We start from the raw sequence: 13,511 nt of genomic DNA on the forward strand, positions 1-13,511 counted from the left end.
ATGACGTCGCCGCTTTTAGGCCAGATGATGGATGTACCGCTACTCGCTTCATCGCTGATTTCCCATGCTTCCCGCCATTTCGGCGCTACCGAGATCGTTTCGCGCCGCATTGAAGGCGACATTCATCGCTATACGTGGCGCGATTGCGAAAAACGCGCGAAGCAGCTTGCGCAGGCGCTGATCGGGCTGAATGTGCAGCCGGGCGAGCGCGTTGGTACGCTGGCGTGGAACGGGTATCGTCATCTGGAATGCTATTACGGCGTGACCGGCATGGGCGCGGTCTGCCACACCATCAACCCGCGGCTTTTCCCCGACCAGATCGCGTTCATCATCAATCACGCCGACGACGAATACGTCGCCTTCGACATGACCTTCACGGCGCTTGTCGACATCATCGCGCCGCAGTGTCCGAACGTGAAAGGCTGGATCGCTCTCGGCGACGAAGCGTGCATCAGCACCCATCTCGCCGATATGGCCACGCCCGTCACGAGCTACGAAACGCTGCTCGCGAAACACGATGGCGACTACGAATGGCCCATGCTCGATGAACGTTCGGCATCGTTTCTCTGCTATACATCGGGCACGACCGGCAATCCGAAGGGCGCGCTGTACACGCATCGCTCGACGGTCCTGCATGCCTTCGGCGCAGCGCTTCCCGACGCCATGGCCTGTTCCTGCCGCGATTCGATCTTGCCCGTCGTGCCGATGTTCCACGTCAATGCATGGGGCATTCCGCACGCGGCGCCGCTGGTTGGCGCGAAGCTCGTGCTGCCCGGCAATTGTCTCGATGGAAAATCGCTCTACGAACTGATGGAAGCCGAAGGCGTGACGTACTCGGCCGGCGTGCCGACCGTCTGGCTGGGTTTGCTGAACTACGTGAAGCAGGCTGGCGTGCGCTTCAATACGTTGCAGCGCACGGTCATTGGCGGCTCGGCTTGTCCGCCGGCGATGCTGCGCACGTTCGAGGACGACTATGGCGTCGAGGTCATTCATGCCTGGGGCATGACGGAAATGTCGCCGCTCGGCACGCTCGCCAAGCTCAACTGGGAACAGCGCCAGCGTTCGCCCGAAGAACAACGCCATCTGCGCGAGAAGCAGGGCCATGTGATGTTCGGCGTCGACATGAAAGTCGTCGGCGACGACGGCAACGAACTTCCCTGGGACGGCAAATCATTCGGCGATCTCTACGTGCGCGGGCCATGGGTGATCGACCGGTATTTCCGGAAGGACGATTCGCCGCTCGTCGATGGCTGGTTTCCGACCGGCGATGTCGCGACCATCGATACCGACGGTTTCATGCACATCACCGATCGCAGCAAGGACGTGATCAAGTCAGGCGGCGAGTGGATCAGCTCGATCGATCTGGAAAACATCATGATGTCGCATCCGCAGGTCGCGGAGGCAGCGTGCATTGCGTGTTCGCACCCGAAGTGGACGGAACGGCCGCTGATCGTGGTCGTGCTGCGTCCTGAGGCAACCGTCACGCGCGAGGAACTGCTCGCGTTTTACGACGGCAAGGTGGCGAAGTGGTGGCGCCCGGACGACGTTGTTTTCGCCGATGAACTTCCCCACACGGCGACCGGCAAGCTGCAGAAGCTCCGGTTGCGCGAAATATATCGGGAGCATGTGTTGCCGACGGTCGGTGAAAGCGTCGACTAGCTTGCCATTCACCGGGCTGCCGCCGCGCAGCCCGTTTCTTGTTTTCCGCGTTCCGTCTCCGCCATCCCGCAACAACAAAATTGAACGAGCGTTCGTTTTTGTGTATTCTTGCCGGGTGGCTCAAACCCAAAGCATCACAATCACAGCATCACGCGAATCAGCGCCTTCCGGATTTTTGCCGGAAGATAGATGGCGCACCGAATGGAGGAAGACGAAATGGCAGTGGATTACACGACCCGCGACGGCATCGCCGTCATCACGCTGAATAACCCGCCGGTCAACGGCCTCGGGTTCTCCACGCGGCTTGGCATTGTCGAAGGCATCGAAAGAGCGCAGGCCGATGCGTCGGTCAGGGCCATCGTCCTGATCGGTGCGGGCAAGGCGTTCTCCGGCGGCGCCGATATCACCGAGTTCAACACGCCGAAGGCCACGCAGGAACCGACGCTGCATACGGTCATCAAGGTCGTGGAAGCCAGCTCGAAACCCGTCGTGGCCGCGATCCATGGCGTCGCAATGGGCGGGGGCCTCGAGCTTGCGCTGGGCGCGCATTATCGGATTGCTTCGGCGGGCGCGCAAATCGCGTTGCCTGAAGTCAAGCTTGGTTTGCTCCCGGGCGCCGGCGGCACGCAGCGCCTGCCGCGCGCGGTGGGTCTCGAAACCGCGTTGAACATGATCGTCTCGGGCGCGCCAGTGATGTCGGAGAAACTCGCCGGATCGGGCTTGATCGACCAGATGGCCGAAGGCGACCTGCTCGACGCAGCCATCAAGTTCGCCCAAGAAGCCGGGGCGCAAAACGGGCAGCATCCGTTGGTTCGTGAGCGCAAGATCGAGCATCCGAACGCGGAAGGGTTCATCCAGTTCGCGCGCAATATGGTCACGCCGCTGGCGAAAAATTTTCCGGCGCCGCTTAAATGTATCGATGCAGTCGCGGCCGGCGTAAAGCTCGGCTTCGACAAAGGCCTGGCGGTCGAGCGCGAGTGTTTCGTGGCGCTGGTGCAGACGCCTGAAAGCCGCGCCTTGCGCCATGCATTCTTCGGCGAACGCGCGGCGAGCAAGATTCCCGACGTGCCGTCGAACACGCCCGTTCGCAAGATCGAACGCATTGGCGTGATCGGCGCGGGGACGATGGGCGGTGGTATTGCGATGAACTTCATCAACGCCGGATTGCCGGTGACGTTGCTCGAAACGAAACAGGAAGCGCTTGATCGCGGCCTCGCGACCATTCGCAAGAACTACGAAAGCGCTGTGAAGAAAGGCCGGCTGACGGCGGAGAAACTCGAAGAACGGCTTGCGCTGATCACGCCGACCCTTGCGTATGAGGACCTGAAGGACGCCGATCTCATCGTCGAAGCGGTGTTCGAGGAACTCGGCGTGAAAGAACAGGTGTTCTCCAAACTGGATCAAGTGGCGAAGAAGGGCGCGATCCTGGCATCGAATACTTCCACGCTCGATGTCGACAAGATTGCCGCGTTCACCAAGCGCCCCGAAGACGTCGTAGGCATGCATTTCTTCAGCCCGGCCAACGTGATGAAGCTGCTCGAAGTCGTGCGTGGCGCGAAGACATCGAAGGACGTGCTCGCCACCGTCATGCAACTAGCGAAGAAGATCAAGAAGACGGCGGTGGTGTCGGGCGTGTGCGATGGGTTTATCGGCAACCGGATGATCGAGCAGTACTTGCGTCAGGCGCTGTTCATGCTCGAAGAAGGCGCATTGCCGGCGCAAGTCGATCGCGCGATCGAAAAGTTTGGCTTTGCGATGGGACCATTCCGCATGAGCGATCTGGCGGGCAATGACATTGGCTGGGCGATTCGCAAGCGGCGCTATCAGGAGAAGCCGGACCTGAAGTATTCGAAGATCGCAGATCGTTTGTGCGAGACGGGGCGCTTCGGCCAGAAGACCGGCGCGGGATGGTACGACTACAAGGCCGGTGACCGGACGGCGCATTCGTCGAAAATCGTGGACGAGATGATCGTTGCGTATTCGCAGGAACAAGGCGTCGAGCGCCGCAAGATTTCGGACGATGAGATCGTCGAACGCCTCGTCCTCGCGCTCGTGAACGAAGGCGCGTTGATCCTGGATGAGGGGATTGCGTCGAAGGCATCGGACATCGATATGGTCTATCTGACGGGCTACGGTTTCCCGCTGCATCGCGGCGGTCCGATGTTGTATGCGGACACGGTCGGCCTCTACAACGTCGAACGTGCGATGCGCAAATACGCCGCGCAGCCCAATGGCGATGCATGGCAGCCTGCGGCGAGCGTGACCGGACTGGCGGCCGCCGGCCGTGGTTTCAATAGCTGAAAACCGTAAAGCGAGGCATCAATGAAAGGCGCAGACGAAGTCCTTCTCGTGATCGATGTCCAGAATGATTTCATGCCGGGCGGCGCATTGGCCGTCGCTTACGGCGATGAAGTCGTGCCCGTGATCAACCAGTTTGCGCACGCGTTTTCGCATGTCGTCGTGACGCAGGACTGGCATCCGGCGAAGCATATTTCGTTTGCCGAGCATCACGCGGGCCGCGCGCCTTTCGACATGACCACGCTTCACTACGGCGAGCAGGTCTTGTGGCCGACGCACTGCGTGCAGGACACCGAAGGCGCGGCGTTGCATCGTGATCTCCATGTGCCGCATGCGCGGCTCGTTATCCGCAAGGGCCACCATGTGGGCGTCGATAGTTACTCGGCCTTCATGGAAGCCGATCGCGTCACGCCGACGGGCCTCTCGGGTTATCTGCGCGATGCGGGCGTGAAGCGCGTCTTCTGCTGCGGACTGGCGACGGACTATTGCGTCGGGTGGTCCGCGCTCGATGCACGCAGCGCAGGCTTCGAAGCGGTCGTCATCGACGATGCCTGCCGCGCCATCGATCTGAACGGATCGCTGGAACGCGCGTGGGCGCAGATGACGGCGGCAGGCGTGGAGCGGATCGTCTCGGCGGATCTGCTGCGCCCGTAGCTACGCCCGTAGTGATCAACATCAACATTATTCGTATTCGAAGTGGAGACAGGAATGACTGACGCGGTAATCGTATCGACGGCACGCACGGGTCTCGCCAAATCTTGGCGCGGCGCATTCAACATGACGCATGGCGCGACGCTCGGCGGTCATGTGACGCAGGCGGCAGTGGCGCGCGCGGGCATCGACCCGGCGCGTGTGGAAGACGTGATCATGGGTTGTGCGAATCCGGAAGGCGCGACGGGCATGAACATCGCACGGCAGATCGCGTTGCGCGCGGGACTGCCCGTGAGCACGCCAGGCATGACCGTGAACCGCTTTTGCTCATCCGGGCTGCAGACCATCGCGCTCGCGGCGCAACGCGTGATTGCCGGAGAAGGCGACGTTTATGTGGCCGGCGGTGTGGAATCGATTTCGTGTGTGCAGAACGAGATGAACCAGCACATGCTCTTCGATGGCTGGTTGAAGGAACATAAGCCGAGCATCTACTGGTCGATGCTGCAAACCGCCGAGAACGTCGCGAAGCGCTATGAAATATCGAAGGAACGCCAGGACGAGTACGGCGTGCAATCGCAGTTGCGCGCGGCCGCCGCTCAAGCTGCGGGCAAGTTCAACGACGAGATCGTGCCGATCACGGTGCTTGCCGGTATCGCCGACAAAACCACGGGCCGCGTGTCCACAAAGGAAGTCACGCTTTCCTCCGATGAAGGCATTCGCGCCGATACGACGCTCGAGGGGGTATCGAAGATTCGCACCGCGATGCCCGGTGGCGTGATCACGGCGGGCAATGCAAGCCAGTTTTCCGATGGCGCATCGGCTTGCGTGGTGATGAATGCATCGGTGGCCGAAAAGGAAGGGTTGAAGCCGCTCGGGATTTTCCGGGGCTTCGCCGTTGCGGGTTGCGAGCCGGATGAAATGGGTATTGGACCGGTGTTTGCCGTGCCGAAGCTGCTGAAGAAAGCCGGCCTCAAGGTCAGCGATATCGACCTGTGGGAACTCAATGAAGCGTTCGCCGTGCAAGTGCTGTATTGCCGCGATACGTTGGGCATTCCGGCGGATCGATTGAACGTGAACGGCGGGGCGATTGCGGTGGGACATCCGTATGGCGTGTCGGGCGCACGATTGACGGGGCATGCGTTGATCGAAGGGAAGCGGCGTGGCGCGAAGTTCGTCGTGGTGACGATGTGCATCGGCGGCGGGCAGGGCGCGGCGGGATTGTTCGAAGTGGTGTAGGCGGGCGGTTGGCTGGGGTTTAACCCGGGCAACCGGCTGTAGGGCGCTGGCGAAACGTGGGATAATCGCTACGGGTGGGGTTTGAGCACGAACAGCGTCGCGCAGCCGTCGATTTCGCATTGAAAATGGCGCGCGAACTCATCGAGACAAAAAAGAGTCTTGTGCCTTATACGCCACGTCATTTCAACAACGTCAAGGACACAAGCTCCAGGATGGTTTCACATCGCTTTGGCTGGGTCGGACACGGAACACAGAACAAGCCACCGACGGGTGGCTTTTTTATTGCTGCGTTGTTATTTATGCGTTGTTGTTACCCAGCGCGTCGCAGGTTTTTGCGTCCACGCCATGAACATCGGAATCTGTTAATTTTATGCGTTGAGCAAGAACCCGCAAACGCTAACGAACCAAGGTGATCAAGTTGTTACGACACATCGTCATGTGGAAGCTTAAGGAAAGCGCCGAGGGCGGCACGCGCGCTGAGAACATCGTCAAGCTGAAGGCCAAGCTCGAAAGCTGCCGCAGCATCGTTTCAGGGCAGGGACACTTCGAAGTCGGCGTGGCTCAGGACGGCTACGAAGCCACGTGCGACGTAATCCTCGTTTCGGATTTCGATAACAAGGAAGCGCTGCATGCGTATCAGGTCCATCCCAAACACGTGGCAATCAAGGACTTCGTGGCGGCGGTGCGGGAATCGCGTCAATGCATCGATTACGAAGTCTGAACTCATGACTGACTCCTTCGCGCTTCCTGAAAGTCCGTTCGTCGACTCACTCGGAGTCCAGCTCATCTGCGCCGAAGACGGCGCGAGCGAAGTTTTGCTGCCGCTGACCGCCACGCACATGAACACGTGGGGCATCGCGCACGGCGGCGTCACCATGACCCTCGCCGATGTCGCTCTTGCAATGGCCGCGCGCAGCCTTGCGGGCACGGGTATCGGCGTGGTCACGGTCGAAATGAAAGTCAACTTCATGCAACCGGGCCGCGGCGAGCTTCGAGCGTTCGCACGCGTGCTGCATCGGTCCACCACCATGGCGTATTGCGAGGGCGAAATCCGCGACAGCGAAGGGCATTTCGTCGCCAAGGCACTTGGTACTTTCAAATACATGCGCCGGCTTGCAGTCGGGCGCGACATTGCACAGCAACGCCTTCGATCAGACCCGTCGGCGAAACCCGGTCCAAGCGACGCCTGATCCGCAGGGCCCGACCATAGACCGAACAGGAGTATCACGATGTCCGAAAACGCCGCAATCAATCGTCAGGTTCTGCTTGTCTCACGCCCGCAAGGCGCGGCAAGCGTAGATAACTTCAAGCTCGTCGAGACGCCCCTTGCACCGCTGGCCGACGGTCAGCTACGCGTGCGCAACCACTACCTTTCACTCGATCCCTACATGCGCGGCCGAATGGACGATTCGAAATCGTATGCCGCGTCGCAACCGCTCAACGAAGTGATGATCGGCGGAACCGTGGGCGAGGTGGTGGAATCGAAGAATCCGAAGTTTGCAGTCGGTGACAAGGTCGTCGGAACCTATGGCTGGCAGGAATTCGGCACGTCGGACGGCAAGGGTCTGCGCAAGGTCGACGATACCCATATTCCGCTTTCAGCCTATCTCGGCCCGGTCGGCATGCCCGGCGTGACGGCGTGGCTTGGGCTGAACAAGATCATCGAACCGAAGGCGGGTGAGACGGTGCTCGTCAGCGCGGCGAGCGGCGCGGTGGGCAGCGTGGTCGGCCAGTTGGCGAAGGCGGCGGGCTGCCGGGCGGTGGGCATCGCGGGGGGTGCAGACAAGTGCCGGTACGTGACCGAGACGCTCGGCTTCGATGCGTGCGTCGATTACAAGGCTGGCAACCTGTATGAGGACCTGAAGGCGGCCTTGCCGAATGGGGTCGACGGTTATTTCGAGAACGTCGGCGGGGAAGTGCTCGACGCCGTGTTGCCGCGCATGAACGCGTTCGGCCGTATCGCGTTGTGCGGGATGGTCGCGACCTACGACGGCTCGCCCATGCCGCTCAAGAAACCTTCGCTATTGCTCACACAACGGCTGAAGGTCCAGGGCTTTATCGTGAGTGAGTCGCCGGAAGTGTGGCCCGAAGCGCTCGCTCAGCTCGGGGGCCTCGTCGCGCAGAAAAAGCTGCAGTATCGTGAAAGCATCGCGCAAGGGCTCGAGAACGCGCCCGAAGCGTTTCTCGGCTTGCTCAAGGGCAAGAACTTCGGCAAACAGCTCGTCAAGCTGATCTGAGGCCGGGTGCACATCGAAGGGAGACACAGTGGATCAGTTCGACGGCAAGGTAGCGGTGATCACGGGCGCGGGCAGCGGCTTTGGCCGTGAGTTCGCGCTGAAGGGCGCGGCGCTCGGCATGAAGCTCGCACTCGCAGATATCGATGTCAAAGGCCTCACGGAAACCGTCGAGATGGCCTGTGCGTTGGGCGCGCAAGCGCTGGGCGTGCCGACAGACGTCTCCGATGCAAACCAGGTCGACGCCCTGGCACGCATGACCATGGACACGTATGACGCCGTGCACTTGTTGTTCAACAACGCGGGCGTCGGTGCAGGCGGATTCGTGTGGGAAAACAGTGCGAACGACTGGGCTTGGGTGTTCGGCGTCAACGTAATGGGCGTGGCGAACGGCGTGCGTGCGTTCACGCCGTTGATGCTCGCGCAGAACGAACCGGCGCATATCGTCAACACGGCGTCTGTCGCGGGTTTGTTGTCCGCGCCCGCAATGGGCGTGTACAACGCATCGAAGCACGCGGTCGTCGCATTGACCGAGACGCTTTATCACGACCTGAAGATCGTCGGCGCTCCCGTGGATTGTTCATTGTTGTGTCCGGCGTTCGTACCCACAGGAATCGCTCAGGCCGAGCGTGCGCGGCCTGAGGAATTGCGTAACGAAGAGCCCATGACGCCATCGCAAACCATGGCAGTCAAGCAGCTCACGAAAGCGGTAGAAGGCGGCAAGCTGAGTGCAAAAGAGGTGGCGGAAATCACCTTTGACGCCGTGCGCCAACGCCGTTTTTACGTGCTGACGCATCCGAAGATCCTGGCGTCGGTGCAACTGCGCTTCGACGATGTCGCGCAAATGCGCAACCCGACCGATCCGCTTTCGCTGAAGCCCGAGGTGAGAGGGCGGCCTTGAGCACCGATGTGTCATCATCGCGAGCTTTTACCGCCATCCTTTTCCCATGCCGCTGAATCCTGCCATTGCCCAGGTCCTCGAACTGATCGCGAAGGCGAAGCGGCCGCCGTTTCATACGCTGAGCGCTGCCGCAGCGCGGGCATCGTATGAACGCAGCGCCCTGATCATCGATATCGCGCCGGCACCCATGTTCGATATCCAGGATCTGGCTATTCCCGCGCGAGACGGCGCGTCCATTCGCGCGCGGCTTTTTCATCCGGTCGAACCGGCGTGGACCTCCCCGGTGCCGACGCTCGTCTATTTCCACGGCGGCGGTTTCGTGGTGGGGAGCATCGATACCCATGCGGCCCTGTGCCGGCGTCTCGCAGCAGATTCGGGGTGCGCGGTGGTATCGGTCGATTACCGGCTCGCCCCTGAGCACACGTTCCCGACCGCCGTCCACGATGCCTTCGATGCCCTCACGTGGCTCCACGCACAGGCCTCATCGTTCGGGCTCGACAGCGCGCGTTTCGCCATTGGCGGCGACAGCGCTGGCGGCACACTCGCCACGGTCTGCGCGGTACTCGCCCGCGATGCGGGTATCGCGTTGCGCCTGCAGTTGCTGATCTATCCCGGCGTCAGCGCGCGTCAGGACACGCCGTCGTACGCGCAATTCGCGGAAGGTCACGTCCTGACGGCGAAAACGGTCAAATGGTTCTTCGAGCATTATCTGCGCGAAGAAAAGGACCGCGACGACTGGCGTTTCGCGCCCCTGGATGCGCGAGGACCGATGCCATCGTTTGAAGGAATTGCACCCGCGTGGATCGCCGCTGCCGATCACGACCCGCTCTTCGATGAAAACGTCGCCTACGCGGCGAAACTCGAACGCGAGCACGTGCCCGTCGAACTGGTCCGCTACGAAGGCATGACGCACGAGTTCTTCAAGATGGGCGGACTGGTGCCGGACGTCGCGAAAGCGCATGCCGACGCGGCGAGTGCGTTGCGTCGTTATCTCGACGTCGAAAGTTGATCAGCGGGCGATCACAAACGCGTCGCTGATCTCAAAGTTGCCGGGGCGAACGATCTTGTGTGAACCGTCGTCGTCGCTGAGTTCCTTGATTTGCAGCTCGAGTTGATCGCCTGCAGATGAAACACGCAGCGCCGTCGTGCTCCGCGTCCCATACCCATCCGACTCGATAAACGCCGCCGACAACACGCGTTCGCGTTCAAGCGAAAGGCCGGTCGAGGGCAGCAGGGCGTCATCGGCAATATGCGGGTTTCGCATCGTCCCGATCAGCAGATCCAGCGATGGCTGAACCCGGTCTCCGGTGTGAACGAGATCGCGAAGCGCATCGCGTTGGGCGACGAGCTTTGGCCACGGCGTATTCAGCAAGCTGTTCGATAAACCATGGATACCGGCCTCAAGGCGTGCGGGCGGCGCATCGGCGCGATTGCCGTACCACGCCAGTTCGCGCCGCGTGAAGTCGCCGACAATCAGGTTGAAGCCGTTGTACAGATGCCCGTTGCGGGCGACGTCGTCCAGATAAGCGAGCGGCGCGGCGATTTCTCCCGACAAGAAATTACTGACGAGCGTACCGCGGGTGGGCGCGCCAGGCCGCACCTCGGTCGGCGCCCGATAGTTCGTCAATGCAGCAAACCGGCCATCGCGTGTCACGCCCAGCCATGTCCCGCCGCCCGTGAGGTCGCGTCCGGCGAGCATGCCCGGCGCGTCCTTCCACCAATGCATCGGCTGGGTTTCGCGGCTGTAGAACTCATCGCGATTGGCGGCGAGCCTGAGCATCGGGCGATTCGATGCCGAAGGCCCCGCTTCCGGCTGCCAATCGAAGACGATCAGGCACATGAGCGCCTCAGACTTCTGTGGGGAAGGCGTACGGCAGCGGCGAGAACTTCAGCACGGGACCATCCGCCGCGCCCACATGCACCGATCCCTGTTCCAGCGCCGCAAGCTTGATTTCCACGAGCGCATCCACGCCGCCATCGGGCGCGCTCGCTACGTTGACCACGAGGCCGCAGGGCTGGCCGGGGTCGTCGGAGTGGAACAGTTCGTCGCCGGCTTTGGCCATTTCCGCATGCGCGAGCGATGTGCGCCGCTTGATCGTGCCGCGATACTGGCTGCGCGCGACCACTTCCTGACCCGGATAACAGCCTTTCTTGAAGTTGACGCCGCCGAGCACGTCGAAGTTGACCATTTGCGGGACGAACTGCTCGGACACCGGCTGTGTGATGCGCGGTTCGCCCGCGTGAATGTCGAGCCAGTCCCACACTTCGGCGCTCGCGCGAGTCAGTTTCTTTTCCAGCGCGGCGAGATGCGAATCGACTTCTGCCTTCGGGCCGACCCACAGGAAACGCGGACGGCCGGCGGCATCGGGTACGCGGATCAGCGAACCGAGCGGACCGTCCACTTTCACGTGCACGCCGTCAGGCATGGCATCGAAGAGATGGGACAGCGCGTCGCGCACGTCGCCTGCAAAACCGACGGCGGTCAGCGCCGGAGTGGCATCCGCCAGCTTGGCTTTTGCGCGCATCACGAACATGGACAACCGCTTCTGCACGGTGGCCTGCAAGTCGGCGGCGATCATCAAACGCACTGCGTCCCCGGCACGCCACATCAGGAATGACGCCATCAAGCGGCCTTTCGGCGAGCAATACCCCGCCAGACGCGCCGTCGATGCATCCAGGTGCTGGACGTCGTTCGTCAGTTGCGTGTGAAGAAAGGCGGCGGCGTCGTCGCCGGTAGTATCGATGAAACCAAACTGCGTGAGCGGCGCGAAAATTCCGCCGCTGAGCACAGCCTTGAAAGGAGAAGCAGCGGGTGTACCGGTCGAAGAATTCATGGACCTGACTTGGACGATGGCGAACAAGTATTATATGGGTCTTACCTAGAGCGTGTTTCGCATGTCCCTTTTGAAGAAATGTCTGGTCGCGGCGGTCGTCGCGGTCGTGGTTGCCGGTGCGCTCGTCGCGGGCATGTTCAAGTGGGCGAATAGCCCGGTCGACCTGGCCTCGCCCGAACTCGACATCACCATCAAGTCCCACAGTACGCTGAAAAGCGTGAGCACCCAGCTCGATCGCGGCGGCGCCCATATGCGCCCCGAGCTGTTCGTGCTGATGACGCGCGTGCTCGGCCTGTCGTCGCAGTTGAAATCCGGCAATTACGCGTTCAAGGAAGGCGTCACGCCCTACGAGATGCTGCAAAAAATCGCGCGTGGCGACGTGAACGAATACGTGGCGACGATCATCGAAGGGTGGACGTTCCAGAAAATGCGCAACGAGCTGGACGGCAATCCGGCGCTCCAGCACGACACCGCGGGCATGACGGATACCGATCTGCTGAAGGCCATCGGCGCGCCGGACGACGTGATTGCGAAGGCGACGGCGGAGGGTCTGTTTTTCCCCGACACCTACCTCTTCGATAAAGGCACGAGCGACATCGCCGTCTACAAACGTGCGTACAAACTGATGCAGATGCGCCTGACGGAAGCCTGGAACACGCGTGCACAGAACCTGCCGTACAAGACGCCGTATGACGCGCTGATCATGGCGTCGATCGTGGAGAAGGAAACCGGGCGCGCCGCCGACCGGCCATTGGTCGCGGCCGTGTTTGCGAACCGGCTGCGCATCAACATGCCTTTGCAGACCGACCCGTCAGTGATCTACGGCCTGGGCCCGGCTTACGGCGGCCGGCTCAAGAAGAAAGATTTACAAACCGACACTCCGTACAATACCTACACGCGCATGGGCCTGCCGCCCGGTCCGATCGCCTTGCCCGGCGTCGCGGCGCTGGCAGCGACGGTCAACCCTGCGTCGAGCAGCGCGCTGTATTTCGTGTCGCGCGGCGACGGCAGCAGCTTCTTTTCAGACAATCTCGGCGACCACAATCGGGCCGTCGACAAGTACATCCGGGGACAATGATGGTGCGCGGCAAATTCATCACGTTTGAAGGCATCGACGGGGCGGGTAAGACAACGCACCTCGGGTGGTTCCGCGAACGTCTGGAAGCGAAGATCGCATCGGCCGGCCACTCGGTCGTGATGACGCGCGAACCCGGCGGCACGGCGCTCGGCGAAAGCCTGCGGGAATTGCTTCTCAACCAGCCGATGGACCTCGAAACCGAGGCGCTGCTGATGTTCGCTGCGCGCCGGGAGCATCTGGCGCTTGTGATCGAGCCGGCGCTGGCGCGCGGCGACTGGGTGCTGTCGGATCGATTTTCCGATGCCACCTTTGCGTATCAGGGCGGCGGCCGGGGTCTGCCGCGCGACAAGCTCGAAGCACTGGAGCGTTGGGTGCAGGGCGGATTTCAACCGGATTTGACCGTACTTTTCGATGTCCCGACGAACGTGGCCAGCGAACGCCGGGGCGCGGTACGTGCGCCGGACAAGTTCGAGAGCGAGTCCGATTCGTTCTTTGCGCGTACGAGAGCCGAGTATCTGCGTCGGGCGGCGGAATCACCAGGCCGGTTCGTGGTAATCGATGCAACACGGTCGGTCGCAGATATTCAGAAAAAACTTGAGGAAGTCGTTTCAAGCATCTGA

General features: G+C 61.5%; 13 protein-coding genes. 11 read left to right on the forward strand and 2 right to left on the reverse strand.

From position 1 onward, the window contains the following. The 9 genes from AXG89_RS13270 (at position 1) to AXG89_RS13310 (ending at position 9,988) form a co-directional block, all read left to right on the forward strand. A complete protein-coding gene (locus AXG89_RS13270; protein WP_061999342.1) occupies positions 1–1,659 on the forward strand; it encodes a 3-(methylthio)propionyl-CoA ligase in 1,659 nt (552 codons plus the stop codon). Positions 1,660–1,875: 216 nt separating this feature from the next. Next, positions 1,876–3,960, forward strand: a complete 2,085-nt coding sequence (locus AXG89_RS13275; protein ID WP_062170595.1) for a 3-hydroxyacyl-CoA dehydrogenase NAD-binding domain-containing protein — start codon at positions 1,876–1,878, stop codon at positions 3,958–3,960. 21 nt (positions 3,961–3,981) lie between these two features. After that, positions 3,982–4,611 (forward strand): bifunctional nicotinamidase/pyrazinamidase, encoded by a 630-nt coding sequence (gene pncA / locus AXG89_RS13280; protein ID WP_062169915.1) that lies wholly within the window; start codon positions 3,982–3,984, stop codon positions 4,609–4,611. A gap of 54 nt (positions 4,612–4,665) precedes the next feature. Next, positions 4,666–5,844: an acetyl-CoA C-acyltransferase gene (locus AXG89_RS13285; protein WP_061999344.1), complete on the forward strand. Its 1,179-nt coding sequence runs from the start codon at positions 4,666–4,668 to the stop codon at positions 5,842–5,844. Between the two features lie 418 nt (positions 5,845–6,262). After that, the gene (locus AXG89_RS13290) at positions 6,263–6,565 is read left to right on the forward strand and encodes a Dabb family protein (protein WP_062000840.1); all 303 of its coding nucleotides are present in this window, start codon (positions 6,263–6,265) and stop codon (positions 6,563–6,565) included. 4 nt (positions 6,566–6,569) lie between these two features. After that, positions 6,570–7,034, forward strand: coding sequence for a PaaI family thioesterase (locus tag AXG89_RS13295; RefSeq protein ID WP_061999345.1), 465 nt, complete (start codon positions 6,570–6,572; stop codon positions 7,032–7,034). A 39-nt stretch (positions 7,035–7,073) separates the two neighbouring features. Continuing rightward, complete coding sequence (locus tag AXG89_RS13300; protein WP_062169916.1) at positions 7,074–8,081, forward strand: NADP-dependent oxidoreductase; 1,008 nt, start codon at positions 7,074–7,076, stop codon at positions 8,079–8,081. 28 nt (positions 8,082–8,109) lie between these two features. Beyond that, positions 8,110–8,979, forward strand: coding sequence for an SDR family oxidoreductase (locus AXG89_RS13305; protein ID WP_062169917.1), 870 nt, complete (start codon positions 8,110–8,112; stop codon positions 8,977–8,979). Between the two features lie 46 nt (positions 8,980–9,025). Further along, positions 9,026–9,988 carry an alpha/beta hydrolase gene (locus AXG89_RS13310; protein WP_062169918.1) on the forward strand — a complete coding sequence of 321 codons (963 nt, stop codon included), beginning with the start codon at positions 9,026–9,028 and terminating at the stop codon, positions 9,986–9,988. Here the strand turns inward: AXG89_RS13310 and AXG89_RS13315 are convergent, their stop codons facing one another. Both AXG89_RS13315 and ygfZ read right to left on the reverse strand, forming a co-directional pair. Beyond that, positions 9,989–10,819 (reverse strand): NRDE family protein, encoded by an 831-nt coding sequence (locus tag AXG89_RS13315; protein WP_062169919.1) that lies wholly within the window; start codon positions 10,817–10,819, stop codon positions 9,989–9,991. Positions 10,820–10,826: 7 nt separating this feature from the next. Then, a complete protein-coding gene (gene ygfZ / locus AXG89_RS13320) occupies positions 10,827–11,813 on the reverse strand; it encodes a CAF17-like 4Fe-4S cluster assembly/insertion protein YgfZ (protein ID WP_061999349.1) in 987 nt (328 codons plus the stop codon). 61 nt (positions 11,814–11,874) lie between these two features. Between ygfZ and mltG the strand changes: the two genes are divergently transcribed. Together mltG and tmk are read left to right on the forward strand one after the other, a co-directional pair. Further along, a complete protein-coding gene (gene mltG, locus AXG89_RS13325; protein ID WP_062170599.1) occupies positions 11,875–12,891 on the forward strand; it encodes an endolytic transglycosylase MltG in 1,017 nt (338 codons plus the stop codon). After that, positions 12,891–13,511, forward strand: a complete 621-nt coding sequence (gene tmk, locus AXG89_RS13330; protein ID WP_062170597.1) for a dTMP kinase — start codon at positions 12,891–12,893, stop codon at positions 13,509–13,511. Before mltG ends, tmk begins: the two co-directional genes overlap by 1 nt.

This window comes from Burkholderia sp. PAMC 26561 (genome assembly GCF_001557535.2).
In the GTDB taxonomy this organism is placed as follows: domain Bacteria; phylum Pseudomonadota; class Gammaproteobacteria; order Burkholderiales; family Burkholderiaceae; genus Caballeronia.

Coding starts and splice junctions, on each gene's coding strand:
- AXG89_RS13300 (WP_062169916.1), top strand. CDS start 7,074: ATGTCCGAAAACGCCGCAATCAATCGTCAGGTTCTGCTTGTCTCACGC.
- pncA (WP_062169915.1), top strand. CDS start 3,982: ATGAAAGGCGCAGACGAAGTCCTTCTCGTGATCGATGTCCAGAATGAT.
- AXG89_RS13315 (WP_062169919.1), bottom strand. CDS start 10,819: ATGTGCCTGATCGTCTTCGATTGGCAGCCGGAAGCGGGGCCTTCGGCA.
- ygfZ (WP_061999349.1), bottom strand. CDS start 11,813: ATGAATTCTTCGACCGGTACACCCGCTGCTTCTCCTTTCAAGGCTGTG.
- AXG89_RS13295 (WP_061999345.1), top strand. CDS start 6,570: ATGACTGACTCCTTCGCGCTTCCTGAAAGTCCGTTCGTCGACTCACTC.
- AXG89_RS13285 (WP_061999344.1), top strand. CDS start 4,666: ATGACTGACGCGGTAATCGTATCGACGGCACGCACGGGTCTCGCCAAA.
- tmk (WP_062170597.1), top strand. CDS start 12,891: ATGGTGCGCGGCAAATTCATCACGTTTGAAGGCATCGACGGGGCGGGT.
- AXG89_RS13310 (WP_062169918.1), top strand. CDS start 9,026: ATGCCGCTGAATCCTGCCATTGCCCAGGTCCTCGAACTGATCGCGAAG.
- AXG89_RS13275 (WP_062170595.1), top strand. CDS start 1,876: ATGGCAGTGGATTACACGACCCGCGACGGCATCGCCGTCATCACGCTG.
- AXG89_RS13270 (WP_061999342.1), top strand. CDS start 1: ATGACGTCGCCGCTTTTAGGCCAGATGATGGATGTACCGCTACTCGCT.
- mltG (WP_062170599.1), top strand. CDS start 11,875: ATGTCCCTTTTGAAGAAATGTCTGGTCGCGGCGGTCGTCGCGGTCGTG.